The 17810-nt window shown below is 63.7% G+C and carries 23 protein-coding genes; 16 read left to right on the top strand and 7 right to left on the bottom strand.

The window, feature by feature from the left end; all coding sequences use genetic code 11:
- Positions 1 to 56: 56 nt before the first annotated feature.
- On the bottom strand, positions 57 to 878 hold the full coding sequence (locus AC0L3P_RS08995) for a helix-turn-helix domain-containing protein (RefSeq protein WP_275170034.1): 822 nt from the start codon (positions 876 to 878) through the stop codon (positions 57 to 59).
- Positions 879 to 979: 101 nt separating this feature from the next.
- Here AC0L3P_RS08995 and AC0L3P_RS09000 point away from each other — a divergent pair, with 101 nt between their 5' ends.
- Positions 980 to 1210, top strand: a complete 231-nt coding sequence (locus AC0L3P_RS09000; protein WP_473301638.1) for a hypothetical protein — start codon at positions 980 to 982, stop codon at positions 1208 to 1210.
- A 37-nt stretch (positions 1211 to 1247) separates the two neighbouring features.
- Positions 1248 to 1646, top strand: a complete 399-nt coding sequence (locus tag AC0L3P_RS09005) for a hypothetical protein (RefSeq protein WP_473301639.1) — start codon at positions 1248 to 1250, stop codon at positions 1644 to 1646.
- 143 nt (positions 1647 to 1789) lie between these two features.
- On the opposite strand, the gene AC0L3P_RS09010 is transcribed toward AC0L3P_RS09005, so the two are convergent.
- Entirely contained in the window at positions 1790 to 2350 is a 561-nt protein-coding gene (locus AC0L3P_RS09010) for an SET domain-containing protein (protein WP_275170201.1), read from the bottom strand.
- Positions 2351 to 2514: 164 nt separating this feature from the next.
- Here AC0L3P_RS09010 and AC0L3P_RS09015 point away from each other — a divergent pair, with 164 nt between their 5' ends.
- Complete coding sequence (locus AC0L3P_RS09015) at positions 2515 to 3135, top strand: hypothetical protein (RefSeq protein WP_275170033.1); 621 nt, start codon at positions 2515 to 2517, stop codon at positions 3133 to 3135.
- A 15-nt stretch (positions 3136 to 3150) separates the two neighbouring features.
- Here AC0L3P_RS09015 and AC0L3P_RS09020 read toward each other — a convergent pair whose 3' ends face one another.
- The gene (locus AC0L3P_RS09020) at positions 3151 to 3426 is read right to left on the bottom strand and encodes a hypothetical protein (protein WP_275170032.1); all 276 of its coding nucleotides are present in this window, start codon (positions 3424 to 3426) and stop codon (positions 3151 to 3153) included.
- Positions 3427 to 3475: 49 nt separating this feature from the next.
- On the bottom strand, positions 3476 to 4201 hold the full coding sequence (locus tag AC0L3P_RS09025) for a TetR/AcrR family transcriptional regulator (RefSeq protein ID WP_473301640.1): 726 nt from the start codon (positions 4199 to 4201) through the stop codon (positions 3476 to 3478).
- A 106-nt stretch (positions 4202 to 4307) separates the two neighbouring features.
- On the opposite strand from AC0L3P_RS09025, the gene AC0L3P_RS09030 reads away from it, so the two are divergent.
- From AC0L3P_RS09030 to AC0L3P_RS09055, 6 genes are all read left to right on the top strand, one after another.
- On the top strand, positions 4308 to 5705 hold the full coding sequence (locus tag AC0L3P_RS09030; protein WP_473301641.1) for a carotenoid oxygenase family protein: 1398 nt from the start codon (positions 4308 to 4310) through the stop codon (positions 5703 to 5705).
- A 39-nt stretch (positions 5706 to 5744) separates the two neighbouring features.
- On the top strand, positions 5745 to 6008 hold the full coding sequence (locus tag AC0L3P_RS09035; RefSeq protein WP_473301642.1) for a hypothetical protein: 264 nt from the start codon (positions 5745 to 5747) through the stop codon (positions 6006 to 6008).
- Between the two features lie 77 nt (positions 6009 to 6085).
- On the top strand, positions 6086 to 6661 hold the full coding sequence (locus tag AC0L3P_RS09040) for a hypothetical protein (RefSeq protein ID WP_473301643.1): 576 nt from the start codon (positions 6086 to 6088) through the stop codon (positions 6659 to 6661).
- A 12-nt stretch (positions 6662 to 6673) separates the two neighbouring features.
- Positions 6674 to 7228, top strand: a complete 555-nt coding sequence (locus tag AC0L3P_RS09045) for an inner membrane-spanning protein YciB (RefSeq protein ID WP_354208455.1) — start codon at positions 6674 to 6676, stop codon at positions 7226 to 7228.
- 103 nt (positions 7229 to 7331) lie between these two features.
- A complete protein-coding gene (locus AC0L3P_RS09050) occupies positions 7332 to 7628 on the top strand; it encodes a hypothetical protein (RefSeq protein ID WP_247497827.1) in 297 nt (98 codons plus the stop codon).
- A gap of 15 nt (positions 7629 to 7643) precedes the next feature.
- Positions 7644 to 8564 (top strand): SH3 domain-containing protein, encoded by a 921-nt coding sequence (locus AC0L3P_RS09055; RefSeq protein ID WP_275170026.1) that lies wholly within the window; start codon positions 7644 to 7646, stop codon positions 8562 to 8564.
- Between the two features lie 157 nt (positions 8565 to 8721).
- On the opposite strand, the gene AC0L3P_RS09060 is transcribed toward AC0L3P_RS09055, so the two are convergent.
- Positions 8722 to 10377 carry a fumarate hydratase gene (locus AC0L3P_RS09060; RefSeq protein ID WP_275170025.1) on the bottom strand — a complete coding sequence of 552 codons (1656 nt, stop codon included), beginning with the start codon at positions 10375 to 10377 and terminating at the stop codon, positions 8722 to 8724.
- Positions 10378 to 10624: 247 nt separating this feature from the next.
- On the opposite strand from AC0L3P_RS09060, the gene AC0L3P_RS09065 reads away from it, so the two are divergent.
- The 3 genes from AC0L3P_RS09065 (at position 10625) to AC0L3P_RS09075 (ending at position 12296) form a co-directional block, all read left to right on the top strand.
- Positions 10625 to 11098: a hypothetical protein gene (locus AC0L3P_RS09065; protein ID WP_275170024.1), complete on the top strand. Its 474-nt coding sequence runs from the start codon at positions 10625 to 10627 to the stop codon at positions 11096 to 11098.
- Between the two features lie 234 nt (positions 11099 to 11332).
- Positions 11333 to 11506: a hypothetical protein gene (locus AC0L3P_RS09070; RefSeq protein ID WP_007612258.1), complete on the top strand. Its 174-nt coding sequence runs from the start codon at positions 11333 to 11335 to the stop codon at positions 11504 to 11506.
- A gap of 115 nt (positions 11507 to 11621) precedes the next feature.
- Positions 11622 to 12296: a methyltransferase family protein gene (locus AC0L3P_RS09075; protein WP_473301644.1), complete on the top strand. Its 675-nt coding sequence runs from the start codon at positions 11622 to 11624 to the stop codon at positions 12294 to 12296.
- Between the two features lie 40 nt (positions 12297 to 12336).
- Here the strand turns inward: AC0L3P_RS09075 and AC0L3P_RS09080 are convergent, their stop codons facing one another.
- A complete protein-coding gene (locus tag AC0L3P_RS09080; protein WP_473301645.1) occupies positions 12337 to 13044 on the bottom strand; it encodes a glutathione S-transferase in 708 nt (235 codons plus the stop codon).
- A gap of 185 nt (positions 13045 to 13229) precedes the next feature.
- A complete protein-coding gene (locus AC0L3P_RS09085) occupies positions 13230 to 13907 on the bottom strand; it encodes a lectin (protein ID WP_275170021.1) in 678 nt (225 codons plus the stop codon).
- On the opposite strand from AC0L3P_RS09085, the gene AC0L3P_RS09090 reads away from it, so the two are divergent.
- From AC0L3P_RS09090 to AC0L3P_RS09105, 4 genes are all read left to right on the top strand, one after another.
- Positions 13897 to 15285, top strand: a complete 1389-nt coding sequence (locus AC0L3P_RS09090; RefSeq protein ID WP_473301646.1) for an NrtA/SsuA/CpmA family ABC transporter substrate-binding protein — start codon at positions 13897 to 13899, stop codon at positions 15283 to 15285. The two genes, AC0L3P_RS09085 and AC0L3P_RS09090, sit on opposite strands and share 11 nt — an antisense overlap.
- Positions 15276 to 16124, top strand: a complete 849-nt coding sequence (locus tag AC0L3P_RS09095; RefSeq protein ID WP_473301647.1) for an ABC transporter permease — start codon at positions 15276 to 15278, stop codon at positions 16122 to 16124. Before AC0L3P_RS09090 ends, AC0L3P_RS09095 begins: the two co-directional genes overlap by 10 nt.
- A gap of 20 nt (positions 16125 to 16144) precedes the next feature.
- Entirely contained in the window at positions 16145 to 16984 is an 840-nt protein-coding gene (locus tag AC0L3P_RS09100; protein WP_473301674.1) for an ABC transporter ATP-binding protein, read from the top strand.
- A 90-nt stretch (positions 16985 to 17074) separates the two neighbouring features.
- Entirely contained in the window at positions 17075 to 17800 is a 726-nt protein-coding gene (locus AC0L3P_RS09105; protein ID WP_473301648.1) for a Crp/Fnr family transcriptional regulator, read from the top strand.
- The last annotated feature ends 10 nt before the right edge of the window (positions 17801 to 17810 follow it).

Here is a 17810-nt window from a genome sequence, read left to right on the forward strand (position 1 = left end):
TCGGGCATTGCGGGTTGTGCCCAAAGATAAGCCGAACCCATGCCGAGGCAAGGCCGCTAGCTCATGGCTGCTGCCATTTGTCGGAGCCGCTCGGCAGTGCGGTCGTCGGCCGGGAAGAAGGTTTCCAGAGCCAGCTCCGACAGCGTGATGTCGACGGGCGTGCCGAACACCATGGTGGTGGAGAAGAAACTGAGGATCTCCCCGTCGTGTCGCAGCTTGAAGGGGATCGCGACATTGTCGCTCGACAGCGGCGCCGCGCGCGCCGGGATCGGATAGCTCTTCAGGTCGTTGTACAGCTTGATCAGCTCGGGATCGGCGGTCGCCTCGCATTGCCGGTGCAGCCGCTCCAGGAGATGTCCGCACCATTCCGCGAGATTGACCGTTCGCGGCGCCAGCGCCTCGGGATGGAAGGCGAGCCGCAGCACGTTGAGGGGCTGGCCGAGCAGCCGCTGCGGAATGCCGGCAAGCAGCGGCGCCAGCATGCGATTGGCCGAGACCAGATTCCAGTGCCGGTCATAGGCCAGCGCCGGATTGGGCTCGTGCGCCCTGAGGACGAGGTCGATCGCCTGGCGAGCTGATTTCAAGGCGGGATCCTCCAGCGGGCGCTGCGGAAAGGCCGGGGCATAGCCGGCGGCGACCAGCAGCACGTTGCGTTCGCGCAACGGCACGTCGAGGCGCTCGGCGAGTCTGAGCACCATGTCGCGCGAGGGTGCGGCGCGGCCAGTCTCGACGAAGCTCAAATGTCGCGCCGAGATTTCGGCCTCGCCGGCGAGATCGAGCTGGCTCATGCGGCGGCGCTGCCGCCATTCGCGCAAATGGTCGCCGATATGGACCGGTTGGCTGCGTTCGGCCTGTGCCGTAGATGCATGTGCGTTCATGGTCGAAAACCTAGCACGCAGATTTCGGCGCTTCCATTACGTCAGAGGTAATCGAATTGGGCCTCGGGCCGGCGCATCTTCGGTCGTAACAGGAGACGACCATGATCGCACTGCTGCTCTACCGGACCGTCACAGACCACCTTGTCCCCTGGGCCATGGCGCTCGCAACCCGGATGCTGGCGCGCAGCCTCAACATGCCGGAGCCGCTGGTGCAATCGACCGGCGACTATGTCGTCGCACAGGTCACGGCCTTCGAGCACAGCGTCGGCAGGAGCCTCTGCCCGTTCCGCATCGCCCGCCTGCTCCGCGTCTGGTGGCGCGGATGGCACTGAGTTTATTCCCGAGCCCACCCCAACCATGGAGACCACGATGATCGACGCATCCACCTTCCTTCGCCGCGCGCTTCTTGCCGACGCGATCTTCAGCGGTATCGCCGCTCTCGGTTTCACTTTCGCCGCCAGCGCATTCGCGTCGCTGTTCAACCTGCCCGAGGCGCTGCTGCGCGAGACCGGCCTGTTCCTGATCGCCTACACCGCACTCGTCGGCTGGCTCGCTTCACGCGCCTCCGTGGCAAAGCCGCTCGTGCTGCTGGTCGTGGTCGGCAACGCGGCCTGGACGGTCGGCAGCATCGCGCTGCTGCTCTCGGGCGTGGTGTCGCCGAATCTTGCCGGCGAGCTCATGGTCGTGGCACAGGCGATCGCGACCGGCGTGTTTGCCGAACTGCAATATGTGGGCTTGCGCAGGAGCGGGAGTGTGCTGGCCGCGTGAGGCCACATCACTCGCTGTGGTCGCCCGGCTTGACCGGGCGACCCAATATTCCAGAGGCAGTCGTCGCATACGGAGAGGCCGCTGCGTACTGGATGCCCCGCTTTCGCGGAGCATGACAGTTGTGCCAGAAGCTCGAACTCAGGCTACGCCCGCGCGCGCCCGTTGGCTTTGCCAACAGCGACGCCGTTGAGCTTCTTCTTTTTGACGGGCTTCGCCCCCGCCTTCTGCGCCTTGCGCTCCGTGCGCGCCTTCACCTTGGCGCGTTCGGTCCGCGCCTCGGCGCGCAGCTTCTTGCGCTTCTTCTCGCAAGATTCGCACTTGCAGCCGATCGGCTTCAGGTAGGCTTTGAAATAATCGGTGCCGTAGTCGTAATTGATCTCGTCGCCCGGCTCGATGTTCTTGATGGCACGGATGAAGACCTTCCGCTCGCGCGGCCGGACGTCGGATTCGGCGTTGGGCCGACACGAATGGTTGATGTAGCGCGCGAGGTTCTTGCGCACCGAGCCGTCGATGGTCCAGCGGCCGTTGAGCTCGAACAGGTATTTGTTCTCGATGTCGTCGTGCTCGGGAATCCGGGAGTCCAGGATCGGTCCGTAATAACGGATGATCCGGGTGCCCTTCTTGATCGGCTTGGTTGCGAAGAGGCCGAGCCCGGTTTTCGAGCGGCCGACGCGATAAGGTTTGTTCGAAGAGGTGGCTGGCATGATCACGAAAAACGAGGACGCGGACGAGGCTGAAAGAGCCAAGCGAAGCCGCTCTTCTAGAACGATTCCGCGCCGCTGTCAGGTGTCTGTCGACCCTGTTTGAACCTTGCCCACAATCAAGACGTCTGATGGTACGGAGTTCCCGTTCGATCAAAGCCGTCGTCATGTTCCGCATCACCACCGCAGGCTTGGCCATATTGCTGTTGGCCATGTTGCTGATGTGCAGCGGTCTCGACCGCGCCGACGCCCAATCCGTGGGCAGCCAATATACCTCGACGGCGCCGAAGGATTGTCGCCAGATCGGCAAGCCCAGCGAGCTCGACGGCAGCACCGCGCGGGTATGCAAGGGCAAAGATGGCCTCGTGGTCCTGATCGCCGAGGACGATCTTCGTGAGGTCGTCTCCGTTGGCCGCAATCGCAAGGCCGCGGCCGAGGAACCGGCGGCAAAAGTCTGGTTCGCTCCGTTCAACTCGTCCGAGACCACCGTCGAATGGCGCACCGCGGCCGCCAAGCCGTTTGCGATGATCCAGCGCTGGCACATCGCCGATGGCACCGACCCCGACAAGCAGGGTCGGCCGAACACCAAGGCCATGCTCATCGTGACCCGGCTGCCACCCGGCCCCGTCTGCCACGTCGCCTATGTCGACGCGATCGCCAACCCGAACGCCAATGAGCTGGCGCGCAACGCCGCAGACGACCTTGCCCGCAGCTTCACGTGCGGCAAAGACGAGGTGAAGATCATCGGCGCACGGGGCCGTGCGGTCGAGCTGGCGACGATGCGCTAGGCTTCCGGTGCGGTGTTAGCGCGACGTCTTTGCAGCCTTCTTCGTTGCGGCCTTCTTTGTAACCTTGCGCTTGGGCGATTTCTTCGCGGATTTTTTCTTTGAAGCTTTGGCCTTGGACGTTTTCTTCGCTGCCATGCGCATGTTGTCCACGAGGTTGGGATAGCGGCGCCCGGCGCGGCGGGCACGCGCCTTGGCCGCCGATTTCTGCGCGGGCGTGAGATGCTTGGACGCCCTGCCGGCGCGCTTGCGCGGATTTTGACGTTTCCAGGGGGCGCGGGGTGCTCTTGCCATGCGGCGTCAACGCCGCATCATGGCTGGGGTTGCGTTGAGCCCGACTGAATCAGGGACCCGGCGGCTTCCCCGTCACGGGCGACATCAGCATCGCTTCGAGCAGGCGTTCGGGAGTCGTCCCCTCGGGCAGGCGGCCCAGAATATCCTCAAGCCGCCCATCGAGCAGCAGCATGGTAAAACCGTGCACCATCGACCAGGCGCGCGCGATCGCGGCGCCCTGTTGGAGCGTCAGCGCGTCGCCGCGGATCTGCTCCTGCCGCATCATGCCGACGGCATTGGCAAGCCCCGCGAAGGACGCCTCGGCGGCCTCGTGCAGCGACGGCCTGGAATAGTCGAGCCGCTCGGTGCGGAACATGATGCCGTACATGCCGGGATGAGCCTGGGCGTAGGCGACATAGGCTTTCGGCCGCGCCAGCGCGTGCTCGAGCGGGGTGGTGGCGGCGTTGGAGGACGACGCCATCGCCGCATTGAACTGGCGGAAGCCGACCGCCGCGAGCTCACTGAGAAGCCCGGTGAGGTCGCCGAAATGATGGGTGGGCGCGGCATGCGAGACGCCCGCCTCGCGCGCCACCGCGCGCAATGTCAGGCCGGCGAGCCCGTCACGCTCCAGTACCCGTTCGGCGGCCTGAAGCAGCGCCTCGCGCAGCGCGCCGTGATGATAGGGCGCCTCGGCCTTGACGCGCGCCGGCCGTGGCGCGGGACGCGCTGGCGCGCTCGCCTTCTTTGGGGTGCGCCCACCGCGCGCGGTTGCTGTCCTGATTTCGCTCTTGCCCATGGGGCAGCTATAGGACGCAATATTGACAGTGTAAAGATTTCACTTGACCAGCGCCCCTCGTACGGCTAATTGATCTTTACGATGTAAAGATAAAGAGGGACACGCTGTGCAGCAGGACGCCGTTGCCGAACGCCGCCATAACCTCGGTCCGATTCCATTCGAGGCCGACGCGCCCTTCCTGAAAATCATCGGTGAATTGCCACGCGAGCTGAACGGCACGCTGTATCGCAATGGTCCCAACCCGCAGTTCGACTCGCCTGGCGCGCACTGGTTCGTCGGCGACGGCATGCTGCACGCCTTTCATCTCGAGAACGGCCGCGCCAGCTATCGCAACCGCTGGATCCGCACGCCGAAATGGATGGCCGAGCACGATGCCGGCCGCGCGCTGTTCGGCGGCTTTGGCCGCAAGCTGCCGGATGCGCCGCAAGACCTCACCGACAGCGGCGTCGCGAATACCAACATCATCTTCCATGCCGGCAAGCTGCTGGCGCTGGAAGAAGCCCATCTGCCGACCGAGATCGAGCCGGGCACGCTCGCAACGCGCGGCTATCACAATTATCAGAGCCGCGTCGCCGGCAGTTTTACCGCGCATCCCAAGATCGATCCCGTGACGGGCGAGCTGGTGTTCTTCGGCTACAATGCCGCGGGACCGCTAACGCCCGCCCTCTCCTACGGCTCGATCGACGCGTCCGGCAAGGCGACACGCTTCGAACGTTTCGAGGCGCCCTATGCCAGCATGGTGCACGACTTCATCGTCACCGAGAACCATGTGCTGTTTCCGATCCTGCCCATCACCGGCAGCATGGAGCGCGCGATGAGCGGGCGGCCGCCCTATGCCTGGGAGCCGGACAAGGGCGCCTATGTCGGCGTGATGAAACGCAACGGCACGGCGAAGGACATCGTCTGGTTTCGCGCTGAAGCCTGTTACGTCTTCCACGTCATGAATGCGTGGGAGGACGGCAACCGCATCATCGCCGACGTCATGCAGTTCGAGGAAGCACCATTATTTACGCATCCCGACGGCCGGCCGACCGATCCGGAGAAGTCGCGCGCCCGCCATTGCCGCTGGACGTTTGATCTCTCAGGCGACACCGACCGCTTCCAACAGACCTATCTCGACGATCTCACCGGCGAATTCCCGCGCATCGACGACCGCCGCGCCGGCTTGATGAACCGTCACGGCTGGTACGCCTGCGCCAATCCGAAGCTGCCGATGTTCGGTGCGCTATCCGGCGTCGTCCATGTCGACGGCAATGGCAAGCGCCTCGGCCATTATCTGCTGCCGGCCGGCGACACCATCTCCGAGCCCGTGTTCGTCGAGCGGTCGAAGGATGCGGCGGAAGGCGATGGCTGGCTGCTGGCGGTGGTCTGGCGCGCGCGGGAGAACCGCAGCGACCTCGCCGTGTTCAACGCTGGAGATGTCGAGGCCGGCCCCGTCGCGCTGGTGCAGCTCGGCCATCGGGTGCCCGACGGCTTTCACGGCAATTGGGTCGACGCGCAGTAGCTGTTCCTCGTCATCGAGGATGTCATCAAAGGGTCTCTCATGCATATGTCTTCGCTCATCGCGGACTATCTCGTCGTCCTCGTCCTGATCTGCGCCGCGCTCACACTTCAGATGATCCGGCCGCGGCGGAGCGGCCAAACCATCTTCAACGGCGGCATCCTGCTCGCCTTCGTCCTCTCGGCCGCCTGCGCGTTACCTGTCCTCTCGCACCTGCCCTGGGCCGGATTCATCGACGAGATGGCCGCCCAAGCCCTTGCAGTCACTGAATTTTTGGAAGTCGCCTACGTCATTTTGACACTGTAAAGATTTTGCTTGACCCCGCCTTGCTCCTGACTTACTGATCTTTACACCGTAAAGATAAGGCCTGACCGAGGCGGACTATGGCGATTTTCCTGATCCTCGCGCCCTACGGCGCCTTCACCTTCCTGATGCTGATGACATCAGCCACGATCAGCGTGTTCGCGGCGTCGGCAATCTGTCTCGCGACCGTCGCGATCGATGTCGTGCGCGGCCGCTCGGTGAAGATCCTGGCCGTGGGCTCGGCGCTGCTATTCGCCGCAATCGGCCTCCACCTCGCACTGTTCAACCCCGCGCTCGGGACGCTCGGTGTCAAGCTATCGATCGACATCGGCATCTTCGTCATCTCGCTCGGCTCGATGCTGGTCCGCCGCCCCTTCACGCTGCAATACGCGCTCGAATCCGTGCCGGCCGAGACCGCGGCAATGCCCGGTTTTCTCTATGCCAACTACGTCATCACCGGCGCATGGACTGCGGCTGCGCTGCTGATGGCGGCCGCCAATCTCGTGCTGCTCTACGTCCCCGGCCTGCCGCTCTGGTCGAGCCTAGCGGTCGCCTTCGCCGCCCGCAACAGCGCGATCTACTTCACAAAATGGTATCCCGAATATCGGCAGATCAAGTACGGTGCGCCGGCCAGCGCAATGCCCAACTCCCGCTGAACAGGATCGACGATGAAGGACGTATTCGCCCGCCTCGCCTCCGACCTCTTCTCCGCCATCGTCTTCCTGGTCATCTACCTCGTTACCGACAACGTCGTCCTGGCAACGTCGGTGGCGATTGCCGGAGCGATCGCGCAGGTGATCTACGCGCGCGTCAAGGGGCAGCAGCTCAATTACATGACCTATGCGAGCGTCGCACTCGTCGTCGTGCTCGGCACGGTCACGCTGCTCACCAACGATGCCCGCTTCATGCTCGCAAAGCCCTCGATCGCGCATTTCGCGATCGGCGCCATCATGCTCAAGCGCGGCTGGATGCTGCGCTACATGCCGCCGATCGTCGTCGAGACCGTTCCGGAATATGTGACGGCAGCGGGCTATGCCTGGGCGGCGCTGATGTTCGTGATCGGCGCCGGAATGATCGCCGTCGCCTCCACAGGCGATCTGAAACTGTGGGCGTTCTATCTCACGGTGGTCGCGGGCGGCGGCAAGATCCTCGCCTTCGCCGTGCAATATGTCGTGCTCCGCCTCATCGTCACCAGCCGACGGCGCGCCGCCGCCCGCGCCTAAATGCCTCCTACGGAGCGTTAGGCGCGAGCGGCGAGTTGCGCTATACGCTCGGCCGGGACTGGTCCGCGGATCGTCGCGGTCCACCGGGATATGGGAGACGCGAATGGCCGTGGACGGCAACTGGACTCTGACCATGACGACGCCCATGGGCGAGCGCAAGGCGACGCTGAGCCTGACTGCCGCGGGCGGCACGCTTACGGGTACGCAGGGTGCGGAAGGCAATACCGCCGAGATTTTCGACGGCACCGTCAGCGGCGATGCCGTCAACTGGAAGGTCTCGATCACCAATCCGATGCCGTTGACGCTCGAGTTCATCGGAACCGTTTCCGGCGACAGCATGAGCGGGGAGATGGGCATCGGCCCGATGGGCAGCTTCCCGTTCACCGGCACGCGCGCGTAAGCCCGCGCCGCACCGATGCGAGCGCTCCGTCTCATCGCGGCGACGATCCTGTGTGTCGCGACACAAGCGGCGCGCGCGGACGATGCCGAACCGCCGTGGCGGGCGAGCGCGCTCGCCATGATACCGGCAGGTTATGTCGCCGGCACGGCCTATCGAACCGAAGGGTCGACGGGCTACCTCGCCGTTTATCCGACCTCGTCGAACGATCCCAAGTCACCTGCAAGCGTGTTCGCTGCGCGCCAGGCTCTCGTGGTCGCCCTGACGCCGGATGCGACACGCGCAGTCTCAGCCGAATTGAAGCCGCGTAATGGGCCGGATCCTGACAACGACGACACTGAGTTCGCAAAGCTGCACGCCGAACTCGTCGCCAAGCGGTCAACGCTCCCCGACGGCACCGAGCCCTGCGATCTCGGCGCCTGGTCCGTGGACAAGGATCCCAACGGCCTCAACGTGCGTGCCGAACCATCGGTCAAGGCGCGTGTGCTCGGCACGCTTCCGCCACCCTACCGCCTCAAGCTCGGCGGCAGCGAGAACACGCCCGATGGCGGCTGGCTCACCGAATTCCGCATCATCGGCTTCAAGAACGGCTGGTTTCTGATCGAAGGCGCCAAGCCGCCGGGCAAGGACTACGAGGACGACAAGAAATATCCGCGTAGCGCGCCAAAGCCCTATGCCGGACGCGGCTGGGTCGCCTCCAACAAGGTCGGCGCGTCCTACGCCAATGGCGCGACACGCATGGGCGGCCTATTCCAGGCGCCTTTCGTCGATGCGAAGTGGATGCCGGCCCAGCGCGAGCTCGGCGGCCCCATCGACACCGACGGCGGGCCGAAGCACATCTTTGCTTGCAGCGGCCTCTGGGGCCTCGTCGAAAGCGCGGACGGCGTCCGCGGCTGGTGGCGCGGCCTGTGCTCCAACCAGGTCACGAATTGCAGTTGAGCGAATGAGTGCGCGCTTCGAAATATGGGCGCTGGCTCGCCTCGCACACAGGCGTCATCACCGGGCTCGTCCCGGTGATCCACGCCTCTTCGCGATCCCGGAAGGCCGTGGATGGCCGGGACAAGCCCGGCCATGACGAGTCGAGAGATGAACTCTCTCAGCCCAAGTTCAACTCCTTGAAGAAGTCGTTGCCCTTGTCGTCGATGATGATGAACGCCGGGAAGTCGACGACCTCGATGCGCCAGATCGCTTCCATGCCGAGCTCGGGATATTCGAGCACCTCGACCTTCTTGATGCAGTGCTCGGCAAGGTTCGCCGCGGCACCGCCGATCGAGCCGAGATAGAAGCCCCCATATTTCTTGCAGGCCTCGCGCACGGCCGGCGCGCGGTTGCCCTTGGCGACCATCACCATCGAGCCGCCGGCGGCCTGGAACTGATCGACAAAGGAATCCATGCGGCCCGCGGTGGTCGGGCCGAACGCACCGGAGGCGTAGCCCTCGGGCGTCTTGGCGGGGCCCGCGTAATAGACGGGATGGTTCTTGAAATAGTCCGGCAGCGGCTCGCCCTTGTCGAGCCGCTCGCGCAGCTTGGCATGCGCGGAATCGCGCGCAACGATCATGGTGCCGGTCATCGAGACCCGCGTCTTGGTCGGATATTTCGCGAACGTCGCCAGGATATCCTTCATCGGCTGGTTGAGGTCGATCTTGACGACCTCGCCGCCCAGCGACTGCTCGACCTCAGGCAGGTACTGCGCCGGGTTGTGCTCGAGCTCTTCGAGATAGACGCCCTCCTTGGTGATCTTGCCGAGCACCTGGCGATCGGCCGAGCAGGAGACGCCGAGCCCGATCGGGAGCGAGGCGCCATGACGCGGCATGCGGATCACGCGCACGTCGTGGCAGAAATATTTTCCGCCGAACTGCGCGCCGACGCCGAGCGACTGCGTCATCCTTAGAATTTCCTGCTCCATCTCGACGTCGCGGAAGGCGTTGCCGTCGGGCGAGCCGTGTGTCGGCAGCGCATCGAGATAGCGGGCAGACGCCAGCTTCACCGTCTTCATGCAGAGCTCGGCCGAGGTGCCACCGATCACGATCGCGAGGTGATAAGGCGGGCACGCTGCAGTGCCCAGCGTCAACACTTTCTCCTTGAGGAAGGCGAGCAGCCGGTCCTTGGTCAGCACCGAAGGTGTGGCCTGGAACAGAAAACTCTTGTTGGCACTGCCGCCGCCCTTGGCCATGAACATGAACTTGTAGGCATCATCACCTTCGGCATAGATCTCGCACTGCGCCGGCATGTTGTTGGCGGTGTTCTTCTCCTCGTACATAGACAAGGGCGCGACCTGCGAGTAGCGCAAATTGCGGCGCAGGTAAGCATCGCGCGCGCCTTCCGACAGCGCCGCCTCGTCGTCACCGTCGGTGATGACGTTGCAGCCTTTCTTGCCCATGATAATCGCGGTGCCGGTGTCCTGGCACATCGGCAGCACGCCGCCGGCAGCGATGTTGGCGTTCTTCAGAAAGTCCAGCGCGACGAACTTGTCGTTGGGGCTCGCCTCGCCGTCCTCCAGGATCGCGCGGAGCTGCTTCAGATGACCGGGGCGCAGATAGTGGTTGATGTCGCCAAAGGCCGCTTCCGACAGGGCCCGCAGCGCCTCCCGCGACACGACCAGCATGTCTTTCCCCAGGACCTTCTCGACCCGCACGCCCTCGGCCGTGATCTTCTTGTAGGGTGTTTCGTCCTTGCCCAGCGGAAACAGCGGGGTGTGCTTGTAGGGCGGAACGGGCTTTGCGGGGTCGGGGAAGGCGGTGGGAGCGTTCATGGGCTGGAATCTCGGGGTTTTGGAGCCCTCGCATGGGCCCCTTTCATAGAAGCGTTCTAAGCTTTTTTGCCGCAAAGGGAAGGCGCTCTGGTGCGGTCGGGGCATCCCGATTCGGCGACACGGCGAGCTATCTTCGGCGGTTGTCGGCGGACACGAGGCCCTCATGATGCCAGTGAAGACCCTGGGTGCACCCCTTGCGCTACGCGCGGGACGACGGTTGAATGCGCCCGCTAAGGGGCTCTTCATCATGACATTGAACTTGCACGTCCGCGGCGCGATCCTGGTCGCCGCCGCCATCACCGGCCTTGTGACCCTCGCCTCGCCCGCCCGCGCGGACCGCTGCGACGACAGCGCCAAGGAACTGGCGAACCAGGTCGATAGACTCAAGGTGAATTTTCGCGCCGCCAACGTGGTCTACCTCACCCACCCCGCGGCCAAGGAATTGTCCGTGGCTTGCCGTGGCGACAAATATTCGATCGAGCTCTATGCCAAGGGCGATCGCAAGCCCAAGCCGGAGTTCCTGGCGCTGGTGGGGTCGACGGCAGCGATCGTCTTCACCGTGACCAAGGACGATACGACGACGGGCGCGACACGCTGCCTGAAGCGGATGGGGCTCTTGCGCGGCGACAAGATCAGCATGCGTTACCGGCGTCTGAACATGGAATGCACCCGCACCAAGACGGATGCGTCCATCGCGATCACGCGCGGCAAGGACGAATAGGCGGGGCGCCCCTCTTTCCACACATTCCGTCATTGCGAGCGTAGCGAAGCAATCCAGACTGTCTCTGCGGTGACAGACTGGATTGCTTCGTCGCAAGGGCTCCTCGCAATGACGAGGAGAGGTCCGAGAGCACATTCCACCGCACCGGATCCCTCGCATTTTAACGATTGGCTTGAAGGAAATTTCGCGTCTCGCGGCGCAGGGTCAATTGTTTCCATATGTGAGGATTTGTGGATGAGCGTTTCTACCGTTTCGCCGCCGCCGATCGCGATCGTGGTGCCCAGCTACGACACGACCAAGCAGCAGGACGATCAGATCAAGACCAAGGACAACGACCCGACCTATAAGCCGCCGCCGCCCGCGCCGCTGCCGCCGGGTCAGGGTACGCGGATCGATCAGCTCGCCTGATCAGCCGCGTCGAAGATGAAATGCCCGATCCGGTCGATCGGGCTTTCGCGTGTCCGGCCGCATCTTTGCCGGATACGGGGACCAATATCGTGCGCGGCTACCCTGAGACCTGCGCATGATCGCAAGACTCCTGTTGCAGAGCACGATCACCACCGCCGCCATGGGCGCGCTGCTGTTCGCGTCCGCCGGGACCCTGCATTGGCCTTCGGCCTGGGTGTTCCTCGCGACCTCCGCCCTGCTCGGCCCGCTCTGCGGCTGGTGGCTTTACCGGGTCGACCCCGCACTGCTCGCCGAACGCCTGCGGCCGGTCCTGCAAAAGGACCAGCCCGCTGCCGACAAGGTGTTCATGACCATCTTCGTCGTCGCGATGCTGGTCTGGCTGGCGGCGATGGGGCTCGACCGGCGTACGCTGTCCTCCGACATGCCGATGGCGCTGCAGATGCTCGGCCTCGCCCTGTTCCTGCTTTCGACGCTGTTCATCCTCTGGGTTTTCCGCGAGAACTCGTTCGCGGCGCCCGTGGTGAAGCTGCAAGCCGAGCGCGCGCAGCGCGTGATCTCGACGGGACCTTATGCCCATGTACGCCATCCCATGTACAGCGGCATGATCCTGTTCTTCGCCGGCGTACCGCTGCTTCTGGGCTCATGGTGGGGAATTCTGATGGCGCCCTTGTTCCTCGTCTTGTTTGCGGTCCGCATTCGCATCGAGGAGCGCACGCTACGCGAGGGCCTCCCGGGCTATGCCGACTATGTGTCGCGCGTGCGCTATCGCCTGCTGCCTGGCGTGTGGTGAGCGCGCGCATCACTCTGCTGTGCACTTCCCTTCGGACCGGCTAGCCATCCAACTCGCGGTAGCGGCGGAAGATGCCCTGCTCGTTGAACGGAATGCGGCGCTCGCTTTCAAGATAGGTCTTGATGTTCGGCCGCGCGGCAACGCGGTCGTGCAGGCCGACGAGACCCGGGATATCGGTCTCGAACGCCTTCATCCGCTTCGGAAACGCATAGCGCAGCCCCGCGACGATCTGGAACAGCGAGAGATCGACATAGGTCAACCTGCGGCCAGTGAGATAGGCGCCGCCATTGTCCTGAAGAAGCTGCTCGAAATAGCCGAGATATTTCGGCACGCGCTCGCCCCAGAAGTCGGCCGTGCGCTTCTTCGCCGGCGGCTTCTGATCTTCGTAGTAGAGCGAGGGTCCGAGCGGATGATGGGTGTCGTGAATCTCGACCACGAAATCGGTGATCGTCAGCTGGAGCTGATGTACCCAGAGTTGACCGACCTCCGACTTCGGGGCGAGGGCGTGGCGGCCGCCGAGATAGAGCAAGATGTTCGCGGTCTGGCCGACGACGAGCTTGCCGGCTTTGAGGAACGGCGGCGCAAAGGGCGGCGTGCCCTTGTGCGCATCCATCATCTTCATCATCGCAGCTGTGCCGCGTGGGCCACGCGCCACGTCGACGTAAGCCGCGCCCGCCTCCTCCAGCGCCAGCCGCACATATTCACCGCGGCCCTGGATCTCGGGCCAATAATAGAGCTCGTATTTCATGGAAGGGTCCGTGAGCGTGGAAGCGACAGGACCAATCTATCACGCGCGACAAGGTTCCGTCAGGATGGGGCGGAAGGGCGGCACCACACGCTCCGTCATTGCGAGCGCAGCGAAGCAATCCAGACTGTCACCCTGGAGGGACTCTGGATTGCTTCGTCGCTGCGCTCCTCGCAATGACGGAAGCCTCAATTCGATGCGAAGCAATAGAGCAAGCCGTCGCCGCCGGTGCTCTTCAGATCGGCCTGCGAGCAGCCGCCATCGGGTCCGCGCGAGGGGTGTGCGGTGTTCCAGGATTTGACCGTCGGGTTGGTCGCAGGGCCGTTGATGTCGGAGTGGCCGAGCATCGCCGCGCCTTGCGTACTCGACGTCCAGTTTTTGCAGGTGCGGTCGTCGGGACCCGCAAACGCGGTGCCGTCGGACTGCGATCCCGTGAGAATGTCGTGCCGGTTAGGCTGGTCGCCATAGCCGTTTACAATCTCGCCCTTCTCGGTCAGCGCTGTCTCCTTGCTGATCTTGTTGGCGCTGTGCAAATCGGCCACGTCCTTGGCGATTTCCACGCCCTTGGCGTTCTGCCACGGTCCCTTGCCGATGCGGTCGCGCGCGTTGACGGCCGGCTTGCCGTCGGCGGCCTGCGTGGAGAGATAGGCGCGCCAGGTCTTACTGCCGGCGCCGCCGGCCAGGGCCAGCTTCTGGCACTGCGCATCGGCCCCCTCCAGACCGCCGAGATCAGCGCCTTTGCCAGGACCGCTGGAAGTCACGAAGAACGTCATGTTCGCCGACTGCGCCTGCGCCGATGGCGCCGCAAGCAAGGCCGCAGCGAGCGCGAGGCCTGAAATCGTCACGGTTCTCTCAATGCGGATCATCCTGTCCTCCATTTGTGTTGTCGTTGGCCGCCAGATTTCAACCCGACGCAGGCCCGCTTATTCCGATGCCGCGATGCGAGACGCCCAAAAGAAAAAGGCCCCGTGCAAGAAGCACGATGCCCTGGTTTTTTCATGTCGTCTGCGATCAGTTGGCCGGCGGGATCGCCGACGATTCCCAGCCGCTTCCCGACTGCCATGTCGATTAATTGCTTCCCGGGACAATGGTGCCGGGCGAGCATACCAAATGGGCCGATCCTCAAGTGATCGTCCAGGGGAGGACGCGGGGGACTGTGGCGGGACCGTTCAGGGCGGTATCCGCGATCACATCGGGGCTGCGCAGGGCGCGGCGCAAGGGGAGATCGTCATGCACCGGACCACAATCCGCCCAATCACGACAATTGCCGGCCGCGCCACCCTTTGCTGTCTTGCCGTCGGTCTTGCCATCGGTCCGAACTGCGCCTTGGCCGCGGAACTGCTCAAAGCCCGGCTGGCACAAAATCTCGCACCGATCTCCGGCCTTGCGATCGTCGCCAAGTCGAAGGGAATATTCGAAAAGCACGGACTGGACATCACGGTTTCGAACTTCACGTCCGGCAAGCAGTGCCTGGACACCGTGATCGGGGGCGGTGCTGACATCGCGACCACGGCGGAGGCGCCGGTCACCGCTTCGACGATGGCAAACCAGCCCATCGCCTTCGTCGCCGGGATGGAATATTCCGATCTCAAGACGCTCGTCGCGGCCAAGGCCGGCGTCAAGACCAGGGCAGATCTTCGCGGCAAGCGAATCGCCTTCACTGCCGGCACTGGTAGCGAGGTTTACACGGCGACCTTGCTGAAGTCGGCGGGATTGACGCCCAAGGATGTCACCCTCGTCAATCTGCGGCCGCAGGAGATGCTGCCGGCACTTGCCGCCGGAAGCATCGACGCGATCGACACCTGGGAGCCCCACGTGGCCAACGCGAAGAAGGCCCTGGGCGAAGCCGTCGCTGAGGTGGATACAAAAGGCACCTACTCCGAGACGTTCAATATCGTCGTCATGAAGCCCTATCTGGACGCCAACCCAGTGCTGGTCGAGAAATTCATCGCCGCACTGATCGATGCCGAGATCTGGATGAAAGCACAGCCGGATGAAGCAATCACGACAGTGGCGGACGCGGTTGGAATGAAGCGGGATGAACTCGCCCCCATCTGGGCCGACTATGTTTACCGGGTGCGTCTCGACGACCGGTTGATCGAGATTCTGAAGACCCATTCCGCATGGCGCCTTGAGAGCGGCAACCATCCTCCGGGAGCGGCGATGCCCGACTTCAGCAAGGTCGTCGTCACCGAGCCACTGAAAAAGCTCGATCCCGCACGCGTCACCCTGTCATGGAAATAGCCACCCGCGCGGCCATGCAGGAAGCCACTTCAGCGGGACGCGATATTGCCATCCACACTGGCGGTCGCGCTCGGCGGCCGAATTCGGTTCGGCTTCGCCGCCTCAATATTCTGGTCGGGGCGCTTTCGCTTCCCTTGTTCATTGGGCTCTGGGAACTGGTCTCCCGTTCCGGGACCGTCAACATGGTGCTGTTTCCGCCGCCGACGGTGGTTGCTGCGGCGGTGCTTGAATGGATACGAAGCGGACAGTTCTTTAGCGATCTGTTGGCCAGCCTCTTTCGCGTCACCACGGGATTCATCATAGGCGGCGCGCTCGGCATCCTCCTCGGTGTCCTCACCGGTCAATTCCCCCTTATCTCGAGCTTGCTGTCCCCGCTATTCCATATCTTGCGACCTATTCCGCCGATTGCGTTCGTGCCGATCGTCATTCTCTGGTTCGGCCTGTCGGAGGCGGGAAAATTGTTCCTCGTCGTATGGGGCGTATTCTTCACGGTATGGCTTTCGACTCACATCGGCGTGCAGAAGGTCGACCGTGGCCTGATTCGGGCGGCGTTGATGCTCGGCACGCCCCGACGGCAGATGCTGCAGGAGATCGTGCTGTTGGGCGCGCTTCCCTACATTGTGGTCGGGTTGCGCACCGCCGTCAGCATCTCGTTCTACACGCTTGTCGCGGCTGAACTGGCTGGCGCTTTCGCCGGCATTGTCTACAGGATCGAAATTGCGCAGCAGAATTTGCAAACGGGCCAGGTCATGGGCGGGCTCGCAGCGCTCGGGTTGATTTCGTTCATCGCCGACCGGCTGTTTGCGGCTCTTGCCGAACGTATCGTCTGGTGGCGCTGATGTCGGGATCCCGATCGAGCATGAACCTGGCGCTGGCAAGTTCGCCTGCCTCCGTCGAATCGGCGCGGAAACAACCGGCCATTCAAGTCTCGAACCTGAGCATCGTTTTCGACACCAAGCGCGCGCAGATCATCGCGGTCGATCGCGTTTCGTTTGACGTGGCGCCTGGCGAGTTCGTTTGCATCGCCGGTCCCTCCGGCTGCGGCAAGTCGACGGTGCTCAATACGATCGCCGGGCTGGAAGTGCCGTTCGAAGGCGAGATCCTGGTCGAGGGCGCGCCCGTCTACAGTCCGCGTCCCGATGTCGGCATGGTGTTCCAGCAGCCGCATCTCTTCCCCTGGAAGTCCGTCCGCAGCAACATCGCCCACGGTCCCAGGATGCTCGGGAAGTCCACGACGGAAGCGTATGCCATCGCCGACGATTTGATCGCGATGGTCGGCCTCAAGCGTTTCGCCGACGCTTATCCGAACACGCTGTCCGGCGGCATGCAACAGCGCGTGGCGATCGCGCGAGCGTTGGCCAATCAGCCCCGTGTGCTGCTGATGGACGAGCCCTTCGGGGCGCTCGACGCACAGACCCGTGCGGTGATGCAGGACAATCTGCTGGCGTTGCGCGACCGGATCAAGGCGACAATCGTATTCGTGACGCATGACATCGATGAAGCCATCGTGCTGGCCGACCGCGTTCTCATCATGAGCGCGGGACCCGGCCGCATCCTGCGCGAAGTCGCGGTCAAGCTGCCGCGCCCACGGTCGAGTTCTGTCATGGTCGAGCCAGCTTATCTTTCGCTCAAGAAGGATTGTCTCGACGTCATCCGCGCAGAAGGGTTGCGGGCGTTCAATCAGTCGGACGCGGACTGATGACCCGGAGCCCTCGGGTCTGAGGCGGACCGCAGCGGGCTGGCATGGTTCTTGAATAGTCGATGCCGGGTCTCACATGCGGAGCCGGCCATGCACAGGGCGAACAGCGCGATTGCGGCAGGTGTGATGCTCGCGGAGTCGGACGATCTCGTCAGACCGCTGCCCGGCTTGCTGGATGGTCTCAACCGGGCTGATTGCAACCGGTTGCGTGCGATCGGACGCGAAAAGATCCTGGAAGCCGGCCAACTGGTTTGGTCTCAGGGCGACGCGCAGGCCGGAATTTACCTGATCAGCGAGGGCCGCATACGCAGCTACTATGCGGCACCGTCGGGGCGCGAAGTCACGCTCGCCTATTGGTTTCCCGGCAACTTCGTCGGAGGGCCCGACATATTCGGGACGGGCCCGCACATGTGGACATCGGTTGCGGCCGAGCGCAGCCGGTTGACCTTCATGCCCGGACCGGCGCTGCGGCGGCTTGCGCTGGAATCGCCGACGATTGCCGTCGCCTTGCTGGATGCCCTGGCATTCAAGGCGCGATGCTATTCGGCGATGGCCCAGATGCTGGGGACGCGCTCGGTGACCGAGCGGCTGCACAGCTTGCTGATCTTCCTGTCTCACGTCTACGGCGTAAAGCGCGACGGTGAGATCGTCGTCGGCATACCGTTTACCCACGGGGATCTCGCCAACCTCATCGGATCCACCCGCCAATGGGTGACCGTGCAACTCGCGCGGCTCCAGGACGAAGGCGTGATCAGATACGAAAGATCCGTGATTTCGATTCTGGATGTTTCTACGCTCGGGCAGGCGATGGGATAATGTCCGCCCT

The organism is Bradyrhizobium sp. WSM4874, from assembly GCF_055811835.1.

What these genes read in the sequence shown, in the direction of transcription:
- AC0L3P_RS08995 (WP_275170034.1), bottom strand. Translation starts at nt 878, where the DNA reads ATGAACGCACATGCATCTACGGCACAGGCCGAACGCAGCCAACCGGTC.
- AC0L3P_RS09000 (WP_473301638.1), top strand. Translation starts at nt 980, where the DNA reads ATGATCGCACTGCTGCTCTACCGGACCGTCACAGACCACCTTGTCCCC.
- AC0L3P_RS09005 (WP_473301639.1), top strand. Translation starts at nt 1,248, where the DNA reads ATGATCGACGCATCCACCTTCCTTCGCCGCGCGCTTCTTGCCGACGCG.
- AC0L3P_RS09010 (WP_275170201.1), bottom strand. Translation starts at nt 2,350, where the DNA reads ATGCCAGCCACCTCTTCGAACAAACCTTATCGCGTCGGCCGCTCGAAA.
- AC0L3P_RS09015 (WP_275170033.1), top strand. Translation starts at nt 2,515, where the DNA reads ATGTTCCGCATCACCACCGCAGGCTTGGCCATATTGCTGTTGGCCATG.
- AC0L3P_RS09020 (WP_275170032.1), bottom strand. Translation starts at nt 3,426, where the DNA reads ATGGCAAGAGCACCCCGCGCCCCCTGGAAACGTCAAAATCCGCGCAAG.
- AC0L3P_RS09025 (WP_473301640.1), bottom strand. Translation starts at nt 4,201, where the DNA reads ATGGGCAAGAGCGAAATCAGGACAGCAACCGCGCGCGGTGGGCGCACC.
- AC0L3P_RS09035 (WP_473301642.1), top strand. Translation starts at nt 5,745, where the DNA reads ATGCATATGTCTTCGCTCATCGCGGACTATCTCGTCGTCCTCGTCCTG.
- AC0L3P_RS09040 (WP_473301643.1), top strand. Translation starts at nt 6,086, where the DNA reads ATGGCGATTTTCCTGATCCTCGCGCCCTACGGCGCCTTCACCTTCCTG.
- AC0L3P_RS09045 (WP_354208455.1), top strand. Translation starts at nt 6,674, where the DNA reads ATGAAGGACGTATTCGCCCGCCTCGCCTCCGACCTCTTCTCCGCCATC.
- AC0L3P_RS09050 (WP_247497827.1), top strand. Translation starts at nt 7,332, where the DNA reads ATGGCCGTGGACGGCAACTGGACTCTGACCATGACGACGCCCATGGGC.
- AC0L3P_RS09055 (WP_275170026.1), top strand. Translation starts at nt 7,644, where the DNA reads ATGCGAGCGCTCCGTCTCATCGCGGCGACGATCCTGTGTGTCGCGACA.
- AC0L3P_RS09060 (WP_275170025.1), bottom strand. Translation starts at nt 10,377, where the DNA reads ATGAACGCTCCCACCGCCTTCCCCGACCCCGCAAAGCCCGTTCCGCCC.
- AC0L3P_RS09065 (WP_275170024.1), top strand. Translation starts at nt 10,625, where the DNA reads ATGACATTGAACTTGCACGTCCGCGGCGCGATCCTGGTCGCCGCCGCC.
- AC0L3P_RS09070 (WP_007612258.1), top strand. Translation starts at nt 11,333, where the DNA reads ATGAGCGTTTCTACCGTTTCGCCGCCGCCGATCGCGATCGTGGTGCCC.
- AC0L3P_RS09075 (WP_473301644.1), top strand. Translation starts at nt 11,622, where the DNA reads ATGATCGCAAGACTCCTGTTGCAGAGCACGATCACCACCGCCGCCATG.
- AC0L3P_RS09080 (WP_473301645.1), bottom strand. Translation starts at nt 13,044, where the DNA reads ATGAAATACGAGCTCTATTATTGGCCCGAGATCCAGGGCCGCGGTGAA.
- AC0L3P_RS09090 (WP_473301646.1), top strand. Translation starts at nt 13,897, where the DNA reads ATGCGGATCATCCTGTCCTCCATTTGTGTTGTCGTTGGCCGCCAGATT.
- AC0L3P_RS09085 (WP_275170021.1), bottom strand. Translation starts at nt 13,907, where the DNA reads ATGATCCGCATTGAGAGAACCGTGACGATTTCAGGCCTCGCGCTCGCT.
- AC0L3P_RS09095 (WP_473301647.1), top strand. Translation starts at nt 15,276, where the DNA reads ATGGAAATAGCCACCCGCGCGGCCATGCAGGAAGCCACTTCAGCGGGA.
- AC0L3P_RS09100 (WP_473301674.1), top strand. Translation starts at nt 16,145, where the DNA reads ATGAACCTGGCGCTGGCAAGTTCGCCTGCCTCCGTCGAATCGGCGCGG.
- AC0L3P_RS09105 (WP_473301648.1), top strand. Translation starts at nt 17,075, where the DNA reads ATGCACAGGGCGAACAGCGCGATTGCGGCAGGTGTGATGCTCGCGGAG.